The 21,702-nt window shown below is 43.1% G+C and carries 19 protein-coding genes and 29 tRNA genes; 7 read left to right on the forward strand and 41 right to left on the reverse strand.

Features of this window, described 5'->3' with window-relative positions; translation table 11 throughout:
• Nucleotide 1 precedes the first annotated feature (1 nt).
• Nucleotides 2–130, reverse strand: a complete 129-nt coding sequence (locus IQ274_RS37460) for a hypothetical protein (protein WP_265578564.1) — start codon at nt 128–130, stop codon at nt 2–4.
• Nucleotides 131–299: 169 nt separating this feature from the next.
• On the opposite strand from IQ274_RS37460, the gene IQ274_RS22820 reads away from it, so the two are divergent.
• Entirely contained in the window at nt 300–1,388 is a 1,089-nt protein-coding gene (locus IQ274_RS22820) for a glycoside hydrolase family 3 N-terminal domain-containing protein (protein ID WP_194143514.1), read from the forward strand.
• 94 nt (nt 1,389–1,482) lie between these two features.
• Here IQ274_RS22820 and IQ274_RS22825 read toward each other — a convergent pair.
• The 28 genes from IQ274_RS22825 to IQ274_RS22960 form a co-directional block, all read right to left on the reverse strand.
• Nucleotides 1,483–1,553, reverse strand: a tRNA-Lys gene (locus tag IQ274_RS22825).
• Nucleotides 1,554–1,707: 154 nt separating this feature from the next.
• Nucleotides 1,708–1,790 (reverse strand) — tRNA-Ser (locus IQ274_RS22830).
• A 6-nt stretch (nt 1,791–1,796) separates the two neighbouring features.
• A tRNA-His gene (locus IQ274_RS22835) sits at nt 1,797–1,872 on the reverse strand.
• 5 nt (nt 1,873–1,877) lie between these two features.
• Nucleotides 1,878–1,951, reverse strand: a tRNA-Ala gene (locus tag IQ274_RS22840).
• Between the two features lie 5 nt (nt 1,952–1,956).
• Nucleotides 1,957–2,033: transfer RNA gene (locus IQ274_RS22845), tRNA-Ala, on the reverse strand.
• Between the two features lie 5 nt (nt 2,034–2,038).
• Nucleotides 2,039–2,112 (reverse strand) — tRNA-Arg (locus IQ274_RS22850).
• A 6-nt stretch (nt 2,113–2,118) separates the two neighbouring features.
• Nucleotides 2,119–2,194 (reverse strand) — tRNA-Val (locus IQ274_RS22855).
• Between the two features lie 103 nt (nt 2,195–2,297).
• A tRNA-Thr gene (locus tag IQ274_RS22860) sits at nt 2,298–2,370 on the reverse strand.
• A 7-nt stretch (nt 2,371–2,377) separates the two neighbouring features.
• Nucleotides 2,378–2,454: transfer RNA gene (locus tag IQ274_RS22865), tRNA-Met, on the reverse strand.
• 10 nt (nt 2,455–2,464) lie between these two features.
• Nucleotides 2,465–2,537, reverse strand: a tRNA-Leu gene (locus IQ274_RS22870).
• A gap of 46 nt (nt 2,538–2,583) precedes the next feature.
• Nucleotides 2,584–2,660 (reverse strand) — tRNA-Leu (locus IQ274_RS22875).
• A gap of 4 nt (nt 2,661–2,664) precedes the next feature.
• Nucleotides 2,665–2,738, reverse strand: a tRNA-Leu gene (locus IQ274_RS22880).
• Between the two features lie 3 nt (nt 2,739–2,741).
• Nucleotides 2,742–2,814: transfer RNA gene (locus IQ274_RS22885), tRNA-Pro, on the reverse strand.
• Nucleotide 2,815: 1 nt separating this feature from the next.
• Nucleotides 2,816–2,893 (reverse strand) — tRNA-Leu (locus tag IQ274_RS22890).
• Nucleotides 2,894–2,899: 6 nt separating this feature from the next.
• Nucleotides 2,900–3,002 (reverse strand) — tRNA-Leu (locus tag IQ274_RS22895).
• Between the two features lie 6 nt (nt 3,003–3,008).
• A tRNA-Gln gene (locus tag IQ274_RS22900) sits at nt 3,009–3,084 on the reverse strand.
• A gap of 3 nt (nt 3,085–3,087) precedes the next feature.
• Nucleotides 3,088–3,160: transfer RNA gene (locus tag IQ274_RS22905), tRNA-Gln, on the reverse strand.
• A 142-nt stretch (nt 3,161–3,302) separates the two neighbouring features.
• Nucleotides 3,303–3,377, reverse strand: a tRNA-Asn gene (locus tag IQ274_RS22910).
• Nucleotides 3,378–3,383: 6 nt separating this feature from the next.
• Nucleotides 3,384–3,481 (reverse strand) — tRNA-OTHER (locus IQ274_RS22915).
• 16 nt (nt 3,482–3,497) lie between these two features.
• Nucleotides 3,498–3,572: transfer RNA gene (locus IQ274_RS22920), tRNA-Arg, on the reverse strand.
• Nucleotides 3,573–3,576: 4 nt separating this feature from the next.
• A tRNA-Ser gene (locus IQ274_RS22925) sits at nt 3,577–3,666 on the reverse strand.
• Nucleotides 3,667–3,670: 4 nt separating this feature from the next.
• Nucleotides 3,671–3,772 (reverse strand) — tRNA-Tyr (locus IQ274_RS22930).
• Nucleotides 3,773–3,779: 7 nt separating this feature from the next.
• A tRNA-Glu gene (locus IQ274_RS22935) sits at nt 3,780–3,850 on the reverse strand.
• Between the two features lie 56 nt (nt 3,851–3,906).
• Nucleotides 3,907–3,978: transfer RNA gene (locus IQ274_RS22940), tRNA-Trp, on the reverse strand.
• A gap of 3 nt (nt 3,979–3,981) precedes the next feature.
• Nucleotides 3,982–4,057, reverse strand: a tRNA-Met gene (locus IQ274_RS22945).
• A 10-nt stretch (nt 4,058–4,067) separates the two neighbouring features.
• Nucleotides 4,068–4,140, reverse strand: a tRNA-Cys gene (locus IQ274_RS22950).
• 3 nt (nt 4,141–4,143) lie between these two features.
• Nucleotides 4,144–4,220 (reverse strand) — tRNA-Glu (locus tag IQ274_RS22955).
• 4 nt (nt 4,221–4,224) lie between these two features.
• Nucleotides 4,225–4,298: transfer RNA gene (locus tag IQ274_RS22960), tRNA-Asp, on the reverse strand.
• A gap of 508 nt (nt 4,299–4,806) precedes the next feature.
• Here IQ274_RS22960 and IQ274_RS22970 point away from each other — a divergent pair.
• Nucleotides 4,807–5,655, forward strand: a complete 849-nt coding sequence (locus IQ274_RS22970; RefSeq protein WP_194143516.1) for a polysaccharide deacetylase family protein — start codon at nt 4,807–4,809, stop codon at nt 5,653–5,655.
• A 31-nt stretch (nt 5,656–5,686) separates the two neighbouring features.
• Here IQ274_RS22970 and IQ274_RS22975 read toward each other — a convergent pair whose 3' ends face one another.
• From IQ274_RS22975 to IQ274_RS22985, 3 genes are all read right to left on the reverse strand, one after another.
• A complete protein-coding gene (locus tag IQ274_RS22975) occupies nt 5,687–6,076 on the reverse strand; it encodes an alr0857 family protein (RefSeq protein WP_012409304.1) in 390 nt (129 codons plus the stop codon).
• Nucleotides 6,077–6,092: 16 nt separating this feature from the next.
• Nucleotides 6,093–6,599 (reverse strand): HNH endonuclease, encoded by a 507-nt coding sequence (locus tag IQ274_RS22980; RefSeq protein WP_163931652.1) that lies wholly within the window; start codon nt 6,597–6,599, stop codon nt 6,093–6,095.
• A 134-nt stretch (nt 6,600–6,733) separates the two neighbouring features.
• Nucleotides 6,734–6,985 carry a hypothetical protein gene (locus IQ274_RS22985; RefSeq protein ID WP_012409306.1) on the reverse strand — a complete coding sequence of 84 codons (252 nt, stop codon included), beginning with the start codon at nt 6,983–6,985 and terminating at the stop codon, nt 6,734–6,736.
• A 71-nt stretch (nt 6,986–7,056) separates the two neighbouring features.
• On the opposite strand from IQ274_RS22985, the gene IQ274_RS22990 reads away from it, so the two are divergent.
• The 3 genes from IQ274_RS22990 (at nt 7,057) to IQ274_RS23000 (ending at nt 10,919) form a co-directional block, all read left to right on the forward strand.
• Nucleotides 7,057–7,392 carry a hypothetical protein gene (locus IQ274_RS22990; protein ID WP_012409307.1) on the forward strand — a complete coding sequence of 112 codons (336 nt, stop codon included), beginning with the start codon at nt 7,057–7,059 and terminating at the stop codon, nt 7,390–7,392.
• Nucleotides 7,393–8,280: 888 nt separating this feature from the next.
• Nucleotides 8,281–10,302 (forward strand): GAF domain-containing protein, encoded by a 2,022-nt coding sequence (locus IQ274_RS22995; protein WP_194143517.1) that lies wholly within the window; start codon nt 8,281–8,283, stop codon nt 10,300–10,302.
• A gap of 8 nt (nt 10,303–10,310) precedes the next feature.
• Nucleotides 10,311–10,919 carry an SRPBCC family protein gene (locus IQ274_RS23000; RefSeq protein WP_163931624.1) on the forward strand — a complete coding sequence of 203 codons (609 nt, stop codon included), beginning with the start codon at nt 10,311–10,313 and terminating at the stop codon, nt 10,917–10,919.
• Nucleotides 10,920–10,999: 80 nt separating this feature from the next.
• Here the strand turns inward: IQ274_RS23000 and IQ274_RS23005 are convergent.
• Nucleotides 11,000–11,072, reverse strand: a tRNA-Glu gene (locus IQ274_RS23005).
• Nucleotides 11,073–11,384: 312 nt separating this feature from the next.
• On the opposite strand from IQ274_RS23005, the gene IQ274_RS23010 reads away from it, so the two are divergent.
• Entirely contained in the window at nt 11,385–13,295 is a 1,911-nt protein-coding gene (locus IQ274_RS23010) for a cation:proton antiporter (protein ID WP_194143518.1), read from the forward strand.
• A gap of 229 nt (nt 13,296–13,524) precedes the next feature.
• Here the strand turns inward: IQ274_RS23010 and IQ274_RS23015 are convergent, their stop codons facing one another.
• Both IQ274_RS23015 and IQ274_RS23020 read right to left on the reverse strand, forming a co-directional pair.
• Nucleotides 13,525–14,184, reverse strand: a complete 660-nt coding sequence (locus tag IQ274_RS23015) for a cytochrome b N-terminal domain-containing protein (protein WP_194143519.1) — start codon at nt 14,182–14,184, stop codon at nt 13,525–13,527.
• 257 nt (nt 14,185–14,441) lie between these two features.
• Nucleotides 14,442–15,140, reverse strand: coding sequence for an esterase/lipase family protein (locus IQ274_RS23020; protein ID WP_194143520.1), 699 nt, complete (start codon nt 15,138–15,140; stop codon nt 14,442–14,444).
• Between the two features lie 619 nt (nt 15,141–15,759).
• Between IQ274_RS23020 and IQ274_RS23025 the strand changes: the two genes are divergently transcribed.
• The gene (locus IQ274_RS23025; protein ID WP_163931613.1) at nt 15,760–17,271 is read left to right on the forward strand and encodes a hypothetical protein; all 1,512 of its coding nucleotides are present in this window, start codon (nt 15,760–15,762) and stop codon (nt 17,269–17,271) included.
• Nucleotides 17,272–17,493: 222 nt separating this feature from the next.
• On the opposite strand, the gene petJ is transcribed toward IQ274_RS23025, so the two are convergent.
• The 6 genes from petJ to IQ274_RS23055 all read right to left on the reverse strand — a co-directional run bounded on the left by petJ (nt 17,494) and on the right by IQ274_RS23055 (nt 21,463).
• Complete coding sequence (petJ, locus tag IQ274_RS23030; RefSeq protein ID WP_194143521.1) at nt 17,494–17,838, reverse strand: cytochrome c6 PetJ; 345 nt, start codon at nt 17,836–17,838, stop codon at nt 17,494–17,496.
• A 247-nt stretch (nt 17,839–18,085) separates the two neighbouring features.
• Nucleotides 18,086–18,505, reverse strand: a complete 420-nt coding sequence (gene petE, locus IQ274_RS23035; RefSeq protein ID WP_114083742.1) for a plastocyanin — start codon at nt 18,503–18,505, stop codon at nt 18,086–18,088.
• Between the two features lie 244 nt (nt 18,506–18,749).
• Nucleotides 18,750–19,241: a photosystem II cytochrome c-550 gene (psbV, locus tag IQ274_RS23040; protein ID WP_114083743.1), complete on the reverse strand. Its 492-nt coding sequence runs from the start codon at nt 19,239–19,241 to the stop codon at nt 18,750–18,752.
• 132 nt (nt 19,242–19,373) lie between these two features.
• Nucleotides 19,374–19,589 (reverse strand): hypothetical protein, encoded by a 216-nt coding sequence (locus IQ274_RS23045; protein WP_012409317.1) that lies wholly within the window; start codon nt 19,587–19,589, stop codon nt 19,374–19,376.
• Between the two features lie 141 nt (nt 19,590–19,730).
• A complete protein-coding gene (locus tag IQ274_RS23050; protein WP_163928682.1) occupies nt 19,731–20,558 on the reverse strand; it encodes a carbohydrate ABC transporter permease in 828 nt (275 codons plus the stop codon).
• Nucleotides 20,555–21,463, reverse strand: coding sequence for an ABC transporter permease subunit (locus IQ274_RS23055; protein ID WP_163928683.1), 909 nt, complete (start codon nt 21,461–21,463; stop codon nt 20,555–20,557). Before IQ274_RS23055 ends, IQ274_RS23050 begins: the two co-directional genes overlap by 4 nt.
• Between the last annotated feature and the right edge of the window lie 239 nt (nt 21,464–21,702).

Here is a 21,702-nt window from a genome sequence, read left to right on the forward strand (position 1 = left end):
GTTACATTTGACGATTATTGTGCGATCGCTTCCCCAAAAAACTTTGATCAAAGGGAATTTTACCTACGCACAACTGCCCAACAAAATTACTAATACCATTGTTGGCAATAGGTTTTAGCAAGTATTTCATCTAGATTTAGGTGCAGAAAATTTAATGAGACAAAAGTAATTCCTTTGACAGGAAATAGGTAATGTCAAAAGTAGTTGATTTCTTTGGTAATCCGTGCATCTAAATCTGAGAAAATATTTAGGTTACTGATTATAGATTGCTATTAAACACCTCAGTTAGGTAAAAAATTATGAGTGGTTCGCAGGAGCTAAAACACTTTGGAAATCACCTGATTTTAGGTATTTCCGGCCCTACACTAAGCGATGACGATAAACGCGCACTCAGTGAATTAAAGCCGATTGGGGTGATATTTTTTGCTAAAAACTTTTTGGATTGCGTTCCATATCAAGTTTGGCTAGAAAGCTTCAAGGATTTAAACAGCCAGATACGAGAATATGCTGAACGTGATTCAATGTTTATGACTCTGGATCATGAAGGAGGTCGTGTCATTCGCACACCAATGCCAATTACGCGATTTCCTCATGCATTGTTGTTGCGATCGCACGCCCGCGAAGTAGCAAAAGCCACAGCAATAGAACTAAAATCACTGGGAATAAATTTATCCTGGGCTCCTGTAGCAGATGTTTTTTCCCATCCCCACAACCCTGTCATTGGGCCTCGTGCCTTTGGTAACACTCCCGAAATCGCCGCAAAAGATGCCCGTGACTACTACCTTGGACTTCAAGAATCAGGAATTTTGGGATGCGCCAAACACTTCCCCGGACATGGAGACACTAGCAAAGACTCTCACATTGAGCTACCAATACTGGATTTAACTTTAGAAGACCTGCGACTTCGAGAACTCGTACCTTTCAAAGCCCTAATCGAAGTACAGATTCCTTTAATCATGACTGCCCATATTTTATTTCCTAGGATAGATGCAGATTTACCAGCAACGCTATCCCAGCCTATCCTCAAAATCATACTTAGGGAAGAACTTGGCTTTCAGGGAGTGGTTGTATCTGACGACTTGGATATGAAAGCGATCTCAGATATGTTTATGAAAGCTGGTACTGTGGCGCGGTCATTTCATGCAGGCTGTGACCTGTTCATTGTCTCGCGCAATATCAATTCATCATCTATTGAAAGAACTTATCGGATTGCTGAAGATTTTGCTGATTCGCTCAGTAACGGTAGCTTAGATGAAGCAGTCGTAGAAGCAGCTAGAGAAAGAATTGAGAAACTACTGGCAGTAACACCGCAATATCCCATACATGCTTTGGATAAAGATATATTATTGCAACATGCTCAACTAGCGATCGCTAGTTGCTATTCATAACCCAACGCGCATTCAAGTTGCATATTAGCAATTGCCAAAAGGCTAACTAAGATTGCAATTTTTAATTCTTAATTTTAAATTTTTAATTGTTTAGTGGGTGGTATAGGGGTCGAACCTATTTCTGCGAGTTAAAAGCTCGCTGCACAGCCGGTATGCCAACCACCCTAGTTAATTTAAGAAATGAGTCGGTGCGATCATATATTTTTTACATCGCAAGCCCTACACCAACACTAGATATAAATCCACCAGGGAGGTACTGCCCCTCCTATTTCTGTGTTATCAGCACAGCGCCTCGCTTTTCGGCTCCAGGTGGAAAAAGAGGAAGATGGAGGAATCGAACCCCTACAGTTGCCTGTACTCCAAGGTTCAAGCTTGGTTGCCGACCATTCAGCAGCATCTTCCATTCAAGGGTGTCTGACGGGACTTGAACCCGCTATGACTGGTTCCACAAACCAGTGCCTCGACCACTTTGGCTTCAGATACCATTAGTGGAATCAATGGGAATTGAACCCATAACCTCCTGCTTGCAAGGCAGGCGCTCTAGCCATTTGAGCTATGACCCCATATTTGGTGGATACTGGTCGGAATTGAACCGACAACTTTCTAACAGCCAGTTAGACGCTTTACCAATTAAGCTACAGACCCATAGGCGGGAGTGGTAGGACTTGAACCCACAACTTTCGAGGTAGAAGCTCGAAGCTCTATTCCATTGAGCTACACTCCCAAGATTTGGTAGTCCTGGCAGGATTTGAACCTGCAACCTCTTGCTTGTAAGGCACTTGCTCTACCGTTGAAGCTACAGGACTACGCAAGCGAGTGGAGGGACTTGTTCGCGTAGCGTTCTCGAAGAGTACACACGCACTGAGTATGGCGCACTCAGATGCTACCGATTACATCACACCCGCATCAAGCTGGTAACAGGAATTGAACCTGCAACCTACTGATTACAAATCAGTTGCTCTGCCAATTGAGCTACACCAGCACTGTTTTGGTGACGGGGGCAGGAGTTGAACCTGCCGATGTTCAGGTTATGAGCCTGACGAGCCACCGTTGCTCTATCCCCGCACATTCACCAATACCCCTGACTGGATTTGAACCAGCAACCTCTTCGTTCTAAGCGAAGCGCCTCTTCCGTTGGGCTACAAGGGTAAAGTCTGAGTGACAGGGATTTAACCTGCGTCACACCCAGATATTTTGGTACTCCCGACAGGATTTGAACCTGCAAAAAACTAGATCCTCGGTCTAGTGCGTCTTCCGTTTCGCCACGAGAGCTTAGTGCCCCTGACAGGATTCAAACCTGCAAAATCTGGACTCTGATTCCAGCACGTATGCCAGTTCCGTCACAGGGGCATATCGGGATGGCAGGATTTGAACCTGCGACTCCATGCTCCCAAAGCATGGCTTCTGGCCACTGAATTACATCCCGTTGGTACTCCTGGTGGGAGTCGAACCCACAACCAAACAGATTTTAAGTCTGTCACCTCTTCCAATTGGGCTACAGGAGCAAATTTTGGTACTCTTGGTGGGAATCGTAGACGCGGAGCGGCTTCCCGCAGGGTACCCACAACTTACCGTTTTTGAGACGGCAGCCTCTTCCAGTTGGGCTACAAGAGCAGAGTTTGGCAGCCCCGCCAGGACTCGAACCTGGAATCTTCGCCTTCAAAGGGTGCTATGTTGCCAATTACACCACAGGGCTTTATTGCCAGGGCAGGGTTTGAACCTGCAACCTCATCGTTCAGAGCGATGCGACTTACCAATTCGTCCACCCGGCATTAAACAATTCGTAGTTCGTAATTCGTAATTATGTTTTGTGATGAGGATTTAAATCCTGGCTAATATAAAGTCGTTTATAAAAACATGGGTATCAACCCCTATTTAATTACGAATTACGAATTAGTAATTACGAATTATGAATGGCTGCCTCAGTAGGACTCGAACCTACAACCGCGCGGTTAACAGCCGCTTGCTCTACCATTGAGCTATGAGGCAACGAAGCCCCCCAGGTCGGAATTGAACCGACGACCTCCTGTTCTTGTCTTTCAGACACGCTTCGCGAACAGACAGGCGCTAACTACCAACTGAGCTACCGGGAGAGGAGAGATCGTGCAACGAGAGCGGAGGGAATCGAACCCTCAAATCTTCAGTTTCGTAGACTGAGATGTTATCCAGTTACACCACACTCTCAAAACGGAGAGAACAGGATTTGAACCTGCGACGGGTATTAACTACCCGTTTCCTCTTAGCAGGAGGACGCTTTGAGCCACTCAGCCACCTCTCCATAGTGGGTCGAGCAGGATTTGTAGCTTGCTTCCCGCAGGGTACCTGCGTGCAAAAAAGAACAGTTTTACAGACTGTCGCCTTCAACCAGACTCGGCCACCGACCCATAATCATTCCCTCGACGAGAATTGAACTCGCATCTGTGCTTTGAAAGAGCACTGACTTAACCATTCGTCCACGAGGGCATAATTTACCGAATTTTAGATTTTGGATTAAATTTATTAATCTAAAATTGTCTGACACAGGGACTAGGATTTGAACCTAGAACATCGGATTTGGAGTCACGAGGTGTTACCGTTACACCATCCCTGCATTTGGTGGCAGTGGCGGGATTTGCACCCGCATATACCAGGGTATGAACCTGGGGCTTTGCTGATTAAGCTACGCTGCGATCGCACCAGAGGTTGAGGTGAGATTTGAACTCACGATATCGGTTTTGCAGAGCAACGCCTTCGACCACTTGGCTACTCAGCCATTTGGGAGTCCCGACGAGATTCGCACTCGCAATCTTCAGTTTGAGAAACTGACGGCTTAAACTATTTGCCTACAGGACTACAACCAGGGTGACGGGATTTGAACCCGCAACATTTCCGCAGACAACGGAACGCTCTAGCCAATTGAGCTACACCCCGATTTTTTAAATCTGTGCTTAAAATTTGAGTTTTTAGGCACAGATTTTGTTGGTGAACTTGCCCATTTCTTATTTAGTTTTCAAGGTTCAGATAATTGACTTTTTACTGTTAGAAACTGTTAAGAAAACAACCGAAATTCTAGGTAGCAAGCCTGTTTTGTATTACGGATGTATTCAGTGGTTTTAATGAGTGTAAACTTAGAACTTTTTTCGTTTTTTACCTCTACTGCCGATGGTTTGCAAGTAAAAGTAGCTTTGTTGGCTGTGAACTCTGGTTTATTCCAACGCCTGTCCTTTAGTTGTATGTAGAACATAAATTTGACTCTTGAGAAGCTTTGTCTTTCGCTTTACTACAAATATACTACAAAATACTACAAGAGGTGTCAAGGGGTTTTAGAAAGTTTTTTTGAAATTGTCTAGAAAAGCTTCTGCACTTATATTTGAGCTTGCTAAACCCTCTGAAAAGTCAAACTACAGCTTATGATTGGGTGAATCTTTAAAAGCCTGACGTGACAGACAACTACCTCAAGCGACAACAGATAATTAGTATTGTCGCGATCGCCTCTACGATTACAGCTTGTAGTATTGCTCCAGGCACCTCCCCACAATTGGGGTTGAACCAGCCAGTGAGCAAAAGCCATACTGCACAAGTTCAAGATCCAGCAAAGGGCCTAGTTAATGTCCAACTACCGCCATCAGCTAAAGTAGAAAACCCTACATTTACAGTCCCAGCTAAATTTCAAGGAAAAACAGTTTATAAGGTTCAACTCAGCAGCAACGAAAAGGTTATTGCTCTCAGCATTGATGATGGGCCTTGGCCAAAGACAACCCTAGAAATGCTAGATATCCTCAAGCAAAATGATGTTAAAGCAACATTCTTTTGGGTAGGACAAGCCTTACAAGCCAACCCTGACCTAGCAAAACAAGAGGTAGCCGAGGGGCACGCCATTGGCAACCATACTTGGCATCATTGGTATCGGCGAATGGATGAAGCCACAGCCAAGAGTGAAATCGATCGCACATCTGACCTGATATACAAAACTACAGGGGTGAAAACTGCTCTGTTTCGTCCTCCTGGAGGCTTTTTAAACAACGGACTAGCTGCTTATGCGAAAAGCCAGAAAAATGCTGTCATTATGTGGTCGTTAACTTCAGCTGATACCGATCCTCACGCCAAACCGCAAGCATTTGTAAATAATGTCTTGAAAGGCGCGAAACCAGGTTCTATTGTTTTGATGCACGACGGTGGTGGCGATCGCCGAAGAACAGTAGAAGCTTTGCCACAAATCATCAGTGGACTCAAACAACAAGGCTATCGATTTGTGACAATTCCCGAACTGCTACAAATGGCGCAATAAAGGGTGAGAAATTCTCACCCTACTATTTCGTTTATTCACTCATGACAGAAGCACAAGCTTGAGCTTCCTGCCAAAGTTTGTGCAAAAAGAACTCAGCGCGATCGCTCATAGTGGTGAAAAACACACCTACAGCATCCTTAGAACTATCTGATAGCCAAGAACCTTGCAGAGTGACTTCCATATATTGGGTATCAGAGGCACAGAGGGCAATGATTTCTCTGTCATCTCTTTTTACCTCAGCCTTAAGCACTTCTACTCCTGGCAAATCAACAGGCAGCAAAAAGGAAGCAGTACTGGGTTCAATGCACAAACTTTGCCCAACTCGCAGGGCCAAAATCACTCGCTGCGCTACCCATTCTTCTAGCGACAGAGTGAGACATTCCAAATCAAAACTGCTTTCAGTGTAAGTTAATTTCAGCATTCCTTATGCTCTCCTGCTATTCCAGGCTTGCTTGCATATCTATCCAAAACTGTTCGGCAAAAGAAATCGCGGGGTGAATTGGCGCTTTTGGTTTGGTACGTAATTGCATACCAGATTCAAACAGGGTGCGATCGCCTTTACGGGAGTTACATCTCTCACAAGCTGTGACTACGTTATCCCAAGTGTGAGAACCGCCTCTTGAGCGCGGCATCACATGATCTAGTGTTAGATGCTTGCCGCTACCGCAATATTGGCAACTGTGATGATCTCGCCGCAACACTTCCCGCCGATTCACTGGCGGAACTTTCCACATCCGCTCATTAGAAGTGATTGTTAAGCGAATATGTTTTGGCACATCAATTACTAAGTTGGGTGAGTGAACTTGCCATCCGCCTTCTGTGGTAAAACCTAACGGTTGAGCTTTGTTGGTTACTAACAGCACAATCGCCCGCTTGATATTGATCCGACACAGTGGCAAGTAATTTTGAGAAAACACCACCACAGATTGCTCTAACACTTGCATTGCGTTCGCGCCGCGCATTGTTCGCGTAGCTGACGCACCAGAAGATATCGTCACAGCTTCACTCCTTATAAAAAAACCCCCGCTTCCTGTTTGGGTGAAGCGGGGGTTAGAATTGACCGGAAAACTTTCTGGTCTCATATTGGTACAGCATTCCTTTGCCTGTACCCCCCGCTTTCTTCATCTAGTTGTGGTTTCGCAATCAACCCACTTATGCTGAGATGTCTAAAATCATAATTACCCTCTGTGATTTGCCCATAATTTCGGCTACCATCGCCCATAAATAAATACTCCACTTCCATAGCAGCTGATTCCCAACTGGCTCGGCAATTGGTAGCGCACAAAATTGAAGTAGAGATGGGGAAAATGGATTTCACAGAAAATTTCACCTATTGAACATTCCTTTAAACATACTACACTTGTATTACTATCCTGTCTATAGTTTCAAGGAGAAATAGTGATGCATACGATCGCCCGCACCCCAACCACCGATATGGAAGTTACCAGCATCCGCCTAGAGCGAGAACTCAAAGATAAGCTCAAAGAAATAGCTGGAAATCAGGGATATCAAGCTCTGATTCGAGATATTCTTTGGAATTATGTCCAACAAAAATCAGGTGAATGGAAGCCTCGATTTTCCCGAGCGGACATTCGAGCTAGCATAGCAGCCACAGCCCAGCAAGAAGAACGTTGTGTACTAACAGGTCAACTAATTCAACCCCAAGAACCAATGCTGTTAGGACTGACGAGAAATGGCGATATGGTTCCTCTAAGTGTCGAGAGTTTGGCTGGATAGTCTTAATTCAGGCAATGCAGCCTAGTTATTTTATTTAGGGCTGACGTACAAGAGATCCTCCAACCCCCTTAAAAAGGGGGCTATTAAGATACCCCCTGTTTAAGGGAAACCAATTGCTCAACTTGGGTATCCCTAAGTTGAGCAATTGGCGTTTGTTAGAGGGTAGTGGGGCTATGCAAACGAGGTTTCAGCTTTTCAGTACGTAAGTCTTATTACTGAATAATTGGGCTGCATTCAGCATTTAGCTTTATTTTCTCGAATAAGTAAGATTTATTGTTAAGATTTGTAGCTTAATAAAAGTAAATTCTGAGGGGATACGAATTTTATATTTTAGATTTTTTGGTTCATACCCCGCTCTGAGCTAAGAGAGTAGTCTCTTTCAATCCAAAATCCAAAATCCAAAATTGGTTTGACGCTCTGGCTTCGTTATATTTGATTGAAAGCAACACAGAGCAAAGGATAGCTGCTTAAAGGACTAAAATAAAAACAAAATTTTACAAAAATCTTAAAATCAATCCAGTGTTTTTACGGCCATGACTGGGGGATTTTCTTGAGATTCCAGAGAATTTACGGTTTATGTATACTTACAGACAGGATATTCTAAATCAAAGTTAGTTAATTATCTCAATATAAAGAAGATAAAGCAGCCAAAAATAATCAGGCTGGGTCATTTTAGAATATTCTAAGTATCTCACTACCTATGTAGCAATTTGCTTTATATAGCAGCAACTTGGCCATCTGCCATAGAAAAGGGCTATAACAGGTGAGAGAAAGTATTCATATAAGATTTGTCAATTATCAAGGTGTCGCAACACAACTAACGGTGAAGAATATGCCAATGGGTTGGGTGCAAAAACAATGGATTTATTATCCGAGGGCGTGCCAAGAATGAAAAAGCCTTTATGGTCGCCGACAGAGTACGTAGATGACATAGATCGACTACAAACTTACAAAGTCAAGCTGATGCAGCATCAGGAAGAAACTGGCCACCAGCTGGTACAAAAGATTAACCAAATCATTGCCAATACCTCACCTACGGCTGTGATGTTGCAAGATATTGCCCAATTACTAGGAACAGCTTTTGAAGTAGATTGTTGCTGCTTAGTTTCAGTAACGGGTGAAACATCCGACGAAGCAACTACTATGAATTGGTGTGCCGATCAATATCTGGGGTTGCCACATCCAGAAGAGATGTTTTCGATGGAACAATTGCTTATGCACTCCCCAGTGCTGCAATGTGCTGCTGAACCATTGACTATTGAAGATATTTCCATCATTCAGAAAAGTTTGGTAATTGGCTGTCAGTATTTACCCCTACCCATAAAAGCTGTTTTGGCAATTCCCACCAGGTTTGGTGGAAATAATAATGGGGTGATTAGTCTGATTAAATTCCAACCTTATGATTGGAGTGAATCAGAAAAACAGTTGCTCAAAGAAGTAGAGTCTGCTTGTGCGATCGCATTTTCTCAAGTGGCACAAGCTAAACTAATTACTCATCAACAACAATATCTCCAAAAAGGCGATCAGTATCAAAGCTTGATCAAGCAATTAACATTATTGAATCGCAGTAACTTGGAGCTTAATCAAATGCTCCAGTTAGTTATCGCCTCTACTGCCGAATCTCTACAGGCAGACCGAGGTTTACTTATACTACTAAAATATACTGATCCACTATTTAGGACTCAAGCTAAAAAACAAATTCCCAAAGCGAAAGCTAGAGTGGTTGGTGAATGGGCGAAGGCAACACAAATTTCCCGCACTACTAAACCAGAAACTTTAGATCAGCAGTCCTTCTTGGTTTCGGAGTGTGGTTTATGCCAGCGTCCCTTCATAGATTCTGGAAAAGCAGTAATCTTCGATAATTATACAGAGCAAAATGATACCTCGGTAGCTGCTCCATTATTTGCAATAGAGCAATTGCCAGCGGTTTTATTAGTGCCATTAGAAAGTCAAGGTAAAATCTTAGGATTTTTGGTGCTACAGCAAGCGACCACTCGCAGTTGGCAAGCAGCCGAATTAAATCTTGTGGAAATGGTTTGCGCTCAAGTAAGTAACGCCATAATTCAGTCACAGACATTGCGCCAAGTACAAACTTTGGTAGATGAGCGGACAGCGAAACTCCAGAGTAGTTTGGAGCTCCAGGCAAAGTTGCATGAAAGAACCCGGCAATATGTAGAGCAGCTGCGGAAACTCAATGAACTCAAAGATGAATTTTTGAGCAACATGAGCGATCGCTTGCGCTATCCTTTGACAAATATGCTGATGTCCATTCGGAACTTACGTTTGCCAGGAATTGCACCAGAGCGTCAAATTAGATACATGGATATCCTAGAGCAGGAATGCACCAAGGAAATCAACTTGATTAATGACTTGTTGACACTCCAGAAACTAGAGTCGCCTCACGAAGCTCCACAATTAGAATCTATAGATTTAAATACTAGAATTCAGGATATAACAGTAGCTTTTGAGAAGAAACTCGCAGAGAAGGGATTAAAGATTTCTGTAGATTTACCAGAGGAATCCCTAAAACTGCAAACGGAACTGGAGAGTTTTGACCGCATCCTGCAAGAGTTGTTAACTAATGCCTGTAAATACTCGCAGCATGATACCAGCGTCCATTTAGAAGCTGTTCACCGAGTCGATCAACAAATCGATCAAGTTATCATAAAGGTGACGAATACAGGACACGCCATCTCCCAAGAAGAAGCAACCTACATCTTTGACAAATTCCGTCGTGGAAAAGGGCGTTGGACTCCAGGGACTGGCTTGGGACTTGCTCTAGTCAAGTCTTTAGTGCAGCATTTGAATGGAGCGATCACAGTTGAAAGTCTCCCAATCTCGGATTCTGAACAGAGCGAAATTTGCTTCACCCTGACTCTGCCCCAATTTTCTGACGAAAGCAAACCATAATTCTTAATGTGACTAAAGAACAGAACCCAACAGAGAACCTTGATTTCCAGTCTCCTAGTGATGACACCGATCTTGAAGGAGATTTGAGCGCTGATCTAATCGCTTTGGCAGCTAAGGTAGAAGTTCAAATTCAGAAAATAGCAGAGCGACAGCGACAAATCAGCGCCAAAGTCCAAATTCCCCAACCAGTGGAAAAAATTTGGAAGGTTCTCACAGATTATGAAGCCTTACCTGACTTTCTCCCCAACCTCGCTAAGAGTCGTCTAATCGAGCATCCCAATGGTGGAATTAGACTGGAGCAAGTAGGCTCCCAGCGCTTACTAAATTTCAACTTTTCAGCGCGGGTGGTTCTAGATTTGGAAGAATCCTTCCCCAAAGAAATTAATTTTCGGATGGTAGAGGGAGATTTTAAAGGTTTTTCTGGTAGCTGGTGTTTAGAGCCTTATTCCCTTGGTGAGTATATAGGAACAAATCTTTGCTACACAATTCAAGTTTGGCCTAAACTCACCATGCCAGTGGGAATCATTGAAAACCGCCTGAGTAAAGACCTACGGTTGAATCTTGTTGCTATTCACCAACGTGTAGAAGAGTTAGCCAGCAAACAACCGTATATATAACTAAACTAGCGTTCAAAATTATTCTGAACGCTCGTTTTGATTTATTAACTTGTAGAAAGACATGCTTCTACTTTTTTAAGTACCCCCAGGGGAATTCGAATCCCCGTTACCTCCGTGAAAGGGAGGTGTCCTAGGCCTCTAGACGATGGGGGCATCGGACTCAGACCTTTTATAAATTAACTAATTTCCTGGCTATTGTCAACAGTTTTTGCGAAAAAAAGTTTTTGGCAGCTAAACTGGGTGGTGGCTAAAGCTTGAAAAGGATACAAAGAGATGCAGAAGCAAAAAGAATTTCGTAGAAGCTCCTATGGGAAGCCGCAAGATGCTGGGAACTTCGAGAGAAGCTCAGATAGAAAAAACGGTAAATTCTGCCAGGGACAAAAGGGTATGATGTTGTACCCTGTAGAGTTAATATCTACGATTTTTTACCAAAGATTTTGAAATAAATCGCTCAAAATCTACAACATGGAAGCATCTTTTGAAATTACCCTACAGATGGCGATCGCTGTTTTTGCAGGCATTAGCGCTCAAGTGCTGGCTGCATACTTTCGCATACCCAGCATCGTCTTGTTATTGCTGTTAGGCATATTGTTCGGCTCTGATGGCATAGGGCTATTGCATCCCCATTTGCTAGGCACTGGAGTGGAAGTTATTGTCGCTCTAGCAACTGCAATAATTTTGTTTGAAGGCGGACTTAATTTGGATCTGCGAGAGTTAGGCAGGGTTTCAGTCAGCTTACAATTGCTCGTCACTCTCGGAACGCTAATCACACTACTTGGTGGCAGTATGGCTGCTCACTGGCTGGGTGAATTTCCTTGGAATATAGCTTTTCTCTATGCTTCCATCATTGTGGTGACAGGCCCAACCGTCGTTGGCCCTTTGCTTAAACAAATCAATGTAGATCGTCAAGTAGCAACACTTTTGGAAGGTGAAGGGGTTTTAATTGACCCTGTAGGAGCGATTCTCGCCTTCGTTGTCCTCGATACCATTTTGAACGGCGATGCCGATCCAATTAATGCGATCGTTGGTTTATTAATACGCCTGGGTGTTGGTGCAGCAATTGGTGGTGCTGGCGGTTATCTGATGAGCTTGATTTTCAAACGTGCCAGCTTTCTGTCATTCGAGCTAAAAAACTTAGTGGTGTTGGCGATACTTTGGGGTCTGTTTGCCTTATCGCAAATGATCCGCAGTGAATCGGGAGTCATGACAACAGTTGTTGCAGGAGCAGTCTTTGCTAACTCCTCAGTCCCAGAAGAACGACTGTTACGCAGCTTTAAGGGTCAGCTAACAATTCTCAGCGTCTCAGTGCTATTTATCTTATTAGCTGCCGATCTATCTATTGCCAGTGTGTTTGCTTTGGGCTGGGGTAGTTTATTCACTGTTTTGGTATTAATGTTTGTCGTTCGCCCGATTAATATCCTGTTGTGTACCTGGAACAGTGACTTAAATTGGCGACAGAAACTATTTTTAAGCTGGGTTGCTCCTAGAGGAATTGTTGCGGCTTCTGTAGCTTCTTTTTTTGCAATCTCCCTTACCCAGCGTGGCATTAACGGCGGTGATTCCATTAAAGCTTTAGTTTTCCTGACAATTATCATGACTGTTGTCTGCCAAGGGCTAACAGCTGGCTGGGTTGCCAAATGGCTGCAAATTACCTCCAAGGACGTAACCGGGGTAGTGATTGTGGGTTGTAACTCATTGAGTCTTTTGATTGCCCGGTTCTTTCAAGAACGGGGAGAAAATGTGGTCATGATTGATACTGACCCCGAATGTCTTGTTCAAGCTGAGGCACAAAATCTGCGAGTGATTGCCAGCAGTGGACTGGATGCTGCTATTTTAGAAGAGGCAGGACTTGCTTCGATGGGGACTTTTTTGGCGATGACAAGTAATGGCGAGGTGAATTTTGTTTTGGCTCAACGAGCAGCCGAGGAATTTAAGCCCCCGCGTGTCTTAGCTGTTTTTCCCCGCGATCCGCAAGCGAGTATTTCGGTTAGTAATAAAGTTAATCAAGCTTTTATCCCAGACTTAGCGATTAAAACTTGGAATGAATATTTAAATGATGGGCGAGTCAAACTGGGAACAACTACGCTAAATGAGCTAGAATTTTCCACTCAGTGCGATCGCATTCAAGAAAAAATTCGGACTGGGGTGTTGATACCGTTATTGGTAGAACGAGAAGAACGCTTACAGGTAATGCCAGTTAACCAAGATTGGGAAATTGGCGATCGCATTATTTACCTATTACATGACCCCAGACCGAGCCTTTTAAAACGTTTATCTGGTGCTACCCAATCTACTCCCCTCTCTCTAGAAAAGTTAGCGGAGGTTGAAGACCTATCCCTCGTTCAATTGTCCGCTAGTGAGGCTCCTGGGGGATGAGGCAGGAGGCAGGGGGGCAGAGGAGGCAGAGGAGTAGGGGAGAGGATGCTGGAATTTCTCAGCAAGAGAGGGTTTCAAAGGAAATAAATCTATTTATGCTTAATGTTAAATATTTATTTCAAGATGCATGGCACAAGAAATAATGCGTCAAAGATCAAGCCCCTAAATTTATTTATGGGCTTCTGTCCTCTGCTCGCTGCTCCCCTGCCCCCTGCTCCCTGCCTCTTCTTTAACTTTGGGAAGGAATAAATTCGCCTTCTGGTGGTTGTTGCAAATTACCAATTTCTGGTCTTGGCGCTTCTTGATACATTTGCCATTCCTGCCACAGTAAAGCAGATAAATGCACGATGGCAAGAATTAGCGTCGCCACCGCAATTAGATAACTGTGTATTGTGTAAAGGTGTTCGACAGTAACTGTGTTAATCGCTCCACCCCCAGTTAGGATTTCGCGCAGTTGTCCACCAATAAAAGGAATAGCTTCGATGGTTCCCAATTCAATGTTAAAACGCCAGTATCCTTCCTGAGTCCAATCTAGGATCATTGCTGTCCAGTCCAGCCCGATCGCACTTAAGGTCAACAAAATCCCGCTAATCCAAGCAGTTAGCCAACTCTTGCGGAATTGGCGACTTAAAAACATCACCACAATTTGAATCAGAGCGATCGCAATTACCGCGTTACCAGCAATGTTATGCGCTCTCCAAAATAACCATCCGTATGGTACTTGTGTATTAATCATCTTTAAGGAGTTATAAGCACCGCCTGCTGTCGGTTCATAGTAAAAAGAAAGCAAAACTCCCGTAGAAACATAAATTAAGCACAAAGTCAAAATCACGACTGACAATATTGTCGCTATTCGTCGCATAATCCTATCGAACTGGGTGCTTTGCATAGCTCACCCCTCCTGTTCTTAACTAGGTATTTATTCCTTTCTAATTTTAACTAAGAAATATTAATATATGTTTCACTTCTCAAATAAAAATAAATTTTTTTAATATTTCCGATAAGCTAATTAGCCCAATGCCCTTTATCAGTGCTGAGTGCTGTTAGCGGATAGCTAAGGTTTAGCCCGTGCTGAGTAAGGAGTGAGAAGGGATAAACCAATGCTCAATGCCCAATGCCCAATTCCCAATTCCCAATGACTAATGACTAATGACTCAAATATTGCACCCAAGCTTTTAAGGGTTCTGGTGAGCCATACCAAATTCCAGGACTTCTCGGAGAATGTCTTACACCTTCAATTACCAGATTTTCTGCACCTTCCAGGTGAGCAGCTTCAATTGGTGTGATGCCATCTCCCCAAGTGTTGCCCTTACCACAGGTTAATTGGTAACTACTGTAAGCTAACCAGCTACCACGCCGCTTTTGGCCAAAGATAGTTTTACCAGCCACACAAACGTAATGAACGTTTTTATAAAAAGCTCCTGGGTAGTTTTTGGTGACAAAATCTAGATTTGAGCGTGTCCAGCGTTCTTGGCTAATATGGGGTGTACCCAAGGTGATGAGAGTTGCAACCAAAGGATGCGCTTTCCAAAGCGAGGGTTTAGCGTTACTGCCTACCATATAAGGCTTTTCTCCCATGTAGATGCGGGATATCCAACCTCCGGCTGAGTGACCAATTAAGTTAACTTGGGTAGCATTATATTGCTGCAATGTATGCTTGATTGTCAGGTCGAGTTTTTGTAGAATCGGTGTTACAGGTCTTCTGCCAATAGTAGGTAGCCAGTCGCGCCGTCGCAGTGGTACTGTAACCGTGGGAAAATCTAACTGTTGTAAGGATTGTTCTAGTTGGCGGTAAGCAATCGCGCTTTCTAGATATCCCGGTACAATAACTGTCGGTAACGGCATTTTAAATTTTTGAGGCAATGATTGAAGGTTTGAAACTTTTTTACAAAGAAGTAGTCAAAAGTCAAAAGCTATAATTGCGATCGCACAGCTGAACTCCTTTTATAAAAACCCAAATAGCTTTGGTGGGGTTTAGGACTAGAATGTCAATAAAATTGTACAATTTACAACAGTTTTCGGGGCTGCTGATGTGGTAGTATTCTCACATAGGCACTAGTCTCGGACAAGCAAATGTGCCATCTGTTACAGAAGCCTAGTTGACTGGAAAAGCTTAAAAAAACAAGGCGACTTCAGCAGATGTTTTGATTTACTCAGACTTGTATCTTGACTTCAACTTTAATAAATATCCCAGATATTAATTTTAATTGTGTGCGTCATAAAAATAACAAATCAAAAGTAGTAATTTTTCAAATATCTCTTTAGCAAGCTCAAATTTGAAGATATGAACCAGCCTTATTAAACAATTACAAACCTGAATAAATGGCAATTTTGGCGTTTTCGTTGCCATGAGAGGAAATTATTATTTCCTTAGAGAGATGCATATATTGCGATATTTTGCAATATAGTCGGGAAGAGAAAATCGTTAGTCAACTGCAACTGAGCCGAGTGAACGATAACAACTATGTCTTACGTCTCCTTGTTTAAAAATATACCAGAACTCTTAAGCCAGCCAATTGGGATAGCAGCTATAGCTTCTCTTGGTATCCACGGTGCGATCGCTATGATTGTGCCATTGATGCCTATGGATTCTAGCAAACCCAAAGATACAGCAGCATCAAAAAGCGTCGGGCTTTTGGAATTGAGCCAAGCGGATCAAAGTCGTTTACCAGAAAGCACCCCCAAAATTGGTTTACAACAACTTCCTCCAATAGCGCCACTTTCTGCGTCCAACTTTAGCGCCCAAGCTGGATTGCCCCCATTGGCAGCACCGCCATCCGGCAGCCAACTAGTACTGCCTCCGCTACCCCCATCCTCGAATAACTATCGAGTCTCCTCATTGCCTACAAGACAGTCTTTGCGGATGATTCCTAGTGATAATTTGCGATTTGATGCTTCTAAATTTGACAACTCTAAATTCAATAGCAGCCCCAAATTTACTCCATCAGTTCCTCGTGTAAATGTCACTGATACCAAATACGAGGCATCTAAGCCGTTAGATGTAAATAGGTTGCCAGTATTGCAGTCGCAGCAAATACCTAATGATATTCTGCAAAATGCTCAATCTCAGAACCTTTCTAACAGTAACCCTATTACACCAGTACAGGGAAATATCGCTCCACAAATAACGCAGCCGGTTAATAATACGTCTAAGCCTATGGCTCAAAACCAGCTCATAAATTCTTTAAAACAAGCTCCAAGGGCTGGGGATAGCTTAACCCTAATTAGGGGAACCACGTCACAAGCGCCTGATTTATCTCGAAAAGGGACTGAGTTGGCAATTGCACAGCTAGATTCCTACGCAAACCTGAGAAAAGAAGTTCAGCAACAATACCCCAACGCAGAACAAAAACCAGTCATTCGCCAAACATTACCCACAGATAAGCCAAATCTTCAAGGCTCTGTTTTGGGTGTATTAGTGGTAGATCCTGATGGTAAGGTTCTAGATATCAAGTTTCAAGACAAGCTAGTTTCCCCGGAATTGCAATTAAAAGCTAGGGAATACTTCAACAAGCAATCCCCCAAGGGAGATAAACGGATCAGTTCCTATCCATTTAACCTAAATTTTCAAAACAATACTAGCAACAGCACTGGGACTATTCCATTATCTACACCTGGCATCAATAACAATCAGCTTACCCCTTTACCAGCAGCTACTTCTAAACCATTTCCCGATCTGCGAATCAGAAATAACCAGATATCACCTTCATCGACAGTTATTCTTAAGCCATTAGCTGCACCGGGAGTAAATAGCAATCAGCCTGTGTTAACACCGACAGCTACCCCCAAACCATTATCTGAATTGCAAATCAGAAATAATCTTACACCTTCATCGGCAGCTAAGACTTCGGAACCCTTAGTACTACCAAGAGTCAATAAGATCCAGGCTACACCCTCTACTGAATCTGATAAAAAATTAGTAGAACGGTTGCGTGAAGTCAAGGAAAACAGAGACAAGTCTAATCCAGAAAAATAATCACTTGCTGGTGATTTGGGATTAAAAACTAGGTAAAAGGGCGGTTATAAACCGCATCTATACAAATAAAACCCACTTACGTGGGTTTCAAATTTTCTTTAGTCTGCTTTCTGTAGCTAAGTTTGTGTAGCCGTAAGTTTTATTCACTTTGGCTCTAAATTGACACGTATAAGTATTGCTATGCCCGTAAGAGCGATATATTCCATACAATTGAGAGCTAGCTTACCAGCCTTGTTCTGCATTCTGAAAAACGTAAGCAGCTACCTCTACGATCTCTTCAGCACTTAACTTTCCTTTAAAGGCAGGCATGGCATTTTTACCATTTTGGACTTGGTGGATAATCGCCTCGATTGAGTCGCTATTATAATTTTCTAGGTATTTTGACAATGCTTCCTTTTTCAAGGTTTTCTGGCTAATAAGGATATTACCGCCACCTATATGGCAAGAAGCGCAGTTAGCCTCGAAAATTTTAGCACCGTTGGATGTTTCGGCAGCTAGTGCTGGACTAATGAATGTCAATTTGAATAGAGCGATCGCTATCATTAAGATTAATAAAAGTATTCTCAAGAGAATTTCCTCGCAACAAGCCTCCAGCAAGAGTATAAACGTGATTAATCCCTGATTAAGTCAAATTTGATCAAAATTGGCGGTAACGAATTCATCCCTCAATCGCTACAGATTGTTTAGCGTTTTAGGGGACGATAAGACTCGTTACCGCCATTTATCCATTGTGTGCGTCACTCTAGGAGCGTGGCGTGTTGCTATGAGGTAATTTCACAGACAGAGAAATCATCTTGTGGCAATGAGGACGTTTCTAGCCTTGGACAGTAATTTTACCAACCATGCCAGCACCACGGTGAGGTTCGCAATAGAAGGTGTAGTCACCAGCAGGTGCGTCTGCGGGGAAAGTGGTTGTTTCCTTTTTACCAGCACTCATCAGCAAAGTCTTATGAGAAAGAGATTTTGCTAAAGCGGCATCCTTAGCAGGGTTTTTGGCAGGGTCAAACACAACGTTGTGGGGAGGAACTTTATTGTTCACCCATTCAATTGTGTCACCTGGTTTAATTGTCAAGTTTTTCGGTTCAAATGCTAGCAGTCCTTTATCGCTACCCAATTTCACCTGGTAGGTTTCAGCAGAAGCGCTGGGAGTAAAAACTGCAAAACTACTAACAACTAAAATGATTGTCAACACAGCTAAACTAAAGCGTCGCAAGCTTGCCGAAATCAATTTCATGGCTCTCTCCTAACAAACAATTTTTTTTTCCTTTCTCATTTTAAATAAAATCAACACCAAATATGACAATCTGTCATAGATACAATTTTTTTTTAATAAATGGGGAGCAATTTATTGCAAAAAGCGGTGAAATCAGTAGGAAATGGGGAATGGGGAAGGGGGAAGGAGGAAGGGGGAATGGATACTTCCCAATGCCCAATGCCCTATTCCCAATGCCCTATTCCCAATGACTCAGTTCCAGGATTTAGTAATAGATTTTTCCGCCTCCCCACTTAGTACCAACGATTTTGGGTTGTATTAGGATATGACCAGCGATCGCTTCCAAATCCTCATCCGTCAGATTTCGCATTGCTGTGAAAATATCTGCACTCTTGATACTGGGGTGGATTTCGGAAATCTCTTCTTCCCCGTCGTAAGTAGTGGGATTTTTCAGGTAATCCACCAAGCCTTCAATGTTATTACGGTTGGGTGTTGCCAGTGCCAGATCGTCTGGAGTAAGTCCAACGTTCTGATTTGTTTTGGTAACTCCCCCAGCATGACATTGGGCGCAAGCGTAGTTAAATAAGCGTTTGCCTTCTTTTACTTGTTTCAGGCTAAGTACGGTGGTCTCACCCTGAGCATTTAATGGCACTGTTCGGGTAGCTTTGTCTAGTTCCACTGCTGTCGCGCTACCGACAAGCAACTGAAAAGAGAGTAAAACAGTGGCCACAACAACGCCAATTAGTCTTCTAAACATGTTTCCCCTTAAAAATTTTGACGCTCAACACAGCTAAGAAAGCGGTTCTCAATCTCCAAGCTGCTAATTGCTAATGACTCATTGTTTTTTGTCATTAGCTATCAATGATTAGCTAAAGCCCAAGATCACCCGTTAGGTGTCCTCGTCATCACCCACCAAGTCGCTAGTACCTTTTGGGTGTGTTTCAAACGATATTTGGGAAATAATTGCCTTTGCATCTTCTAACGCCAAACGGGTCTTTTGGTGTTTGTAGGCGATTCCCAGTTGGTTGCACAGAGAAAACACTTTTTCTACAGGTATACTGTAGTCGGCTGCTATCTCTGCGATCGATAGGTCTGCAAAACCCATAATGCTTGTTAACTGATAGATAGAGATTGAGTCGCTGTAATACCAATATCACGTTAGGAGTGCAATTTGTTGCCCAAAATACTGTTTGGGGAATGGGGAATTGGGGATTGGGAATTGGGAATGGGGCATTGGGCATGGCTATTAACCTTTTCCTCCGGTGAAGGTGACGCTTTGAATAAAGTAACGATTAAAAAAAGCATAAATACCTAAAGCTGGTAGGGTAAAGACCATAGAAGCCGCCATAATGTAGTTCCAATAGCTGATGTATTGACCTTTGAAGGTATTCAGTCCCAAAGGTAGAGTAAACATTTCTGGGTCAAATAGGATAACTATCGGCAGTAGAAAATTATTCCAACTTCCCATAAATACAAAAACTGCCTGTGCCGCTAATGCTGGTTTTGCTAGAGGTAAGACAATATGTCGGAAAATTCCAAAGGTATTTAAGCCATCGAGTTGAGCCGCTTCTTCTAGTTCTTTAGGAAAATTAACAAAAAACTGCCTCATCATAAAGATAAAAGTGGCATTCACCATGCTAGGCACAATCATGCCTTGATAAGAATTCAACCAGCCGATCGCTTTCAAAATCAAAAATGTCGGAATTAGGGTGATTTGCGCTGGTACTGCCAGCACAGCCAAAATGAGAAAGAACCAAAAGCGCTTACCCACAAAACGCAGTCTTGCCAAGGCATAACCAGCCATTGAATTTAACAACAAGTTTAAAAGCGTAACGCTGACGGCAATTACTACACTGTTGAACAACCAACGCCAAAATAACGGTTCTTGGAGAAAGATTTGCCTGTAGTTGTCAAGAGTAAAATTCTTGGGGAGAAAGTTGGGTTCACCACCCACAATCTCTGTTAACGGCTTAAATGATGCTGAAAGCGCCCAGAGAAAGGGAATTAGGGTAATGATCGCATAGAGTGTCAGCAAGACGTATAGCAAGACTTTTAAGCCAGAGATTTTAGTCAAATCCGTTCGCCTCCAAAAAGTCGCCGTTGAATCAAAGTGATGGCAACGATCGCTGCTGCTAACAAAAATGCGATCGCTGCTGCATATCCCATTTGTAAATTTCGAAACACAGCTTGGTAAATTAGCAGCACCACAGTTAAGGTAGCGTTGTTTGGGCCGCCAGTACCCCCAGAAAAGATGTAAGACTGGTCAAAAAGTTGAAAAGTCCCAATCACCCCCACTGCTACCACAAAGAAGGTTACAGGCTTAAGCAAGGGGAGGGTAACGTGGATAAATTGCTGCCACCCATTTGCGCCATCGAGTTCCGCCGCCTCATAAAGTGTTTGGGGTATATCTTGCAATGCCGCCAGATAAATCACCATGAAAAACGGTGCAGTTGACCAAATGTTCATGATCATAATGCCTTTGAGCGCAACTGCTGGATCGCCCAACCAGTTATAAGTAGGTAGCCCTACAAAAGCAAGAAAATCGTTTAGTAGCCCGTCGGTGTTATAAATCCACATAAAGATCAGCGTCAGCACTGCTGAAGAGGTGACTGTGGGCAAAAAGTAGAGGATACGCCACCAGTTTTTACCGCGAATCCCAGAATTCAGAGTTACTGCCAGAATTAAAGCTAAGACTGTTTGAGTTGGCACAACAATAGCTACGTATTGTGCTGTATTTCTCAAAGCAATCCAAACCCTTTCATCTTCAGTTAATCGCGTGAAGTTCCGAAAACCGATGAACTCGTACTCAATACCGCCGAGAAGTTGGACTTTTTGCAAGGAAAGAAAAACGGCGTAGAGAATGGGTAAGACTACAAAAGTCCCCAAAACTAGAATGGTGGGCATCATGAACATATACCCAGCCAAGTCTTCTGTGATACTCCACCTGGGGTTACTCCGCCGCCTGTTGATTGCAAACACTACAGAACCTCCGTTTAATCTCGCACTAACCCGGCTGTAGCGATGGGTTGTGCATGATTATTGATCCTACTCCTGTAAAAAAATATTTAACCTCATTAAATTAAGTTTCTATTTTTGGAAAGCCTAGACGCAAAACGGCGATTCACGAGATATCGGTTGTATGAGTTAGCTGCTTATGTAATTTAGGGAACTATATATCTAGCTTCCTTGGGGATGCTAATTAACCCGACTCAAGCAAG

It is taken from the genome of Nostoc sp. LEGE 12447 (assembly GCF_015206985.1).
In the GTDB taxonomy this organism is placed as follows: domain Bacteria; phylum Cyanobacteriota; class Cyanobacteriia; order Cyanobacteriales; family Nostocaceae; genus Nostoc.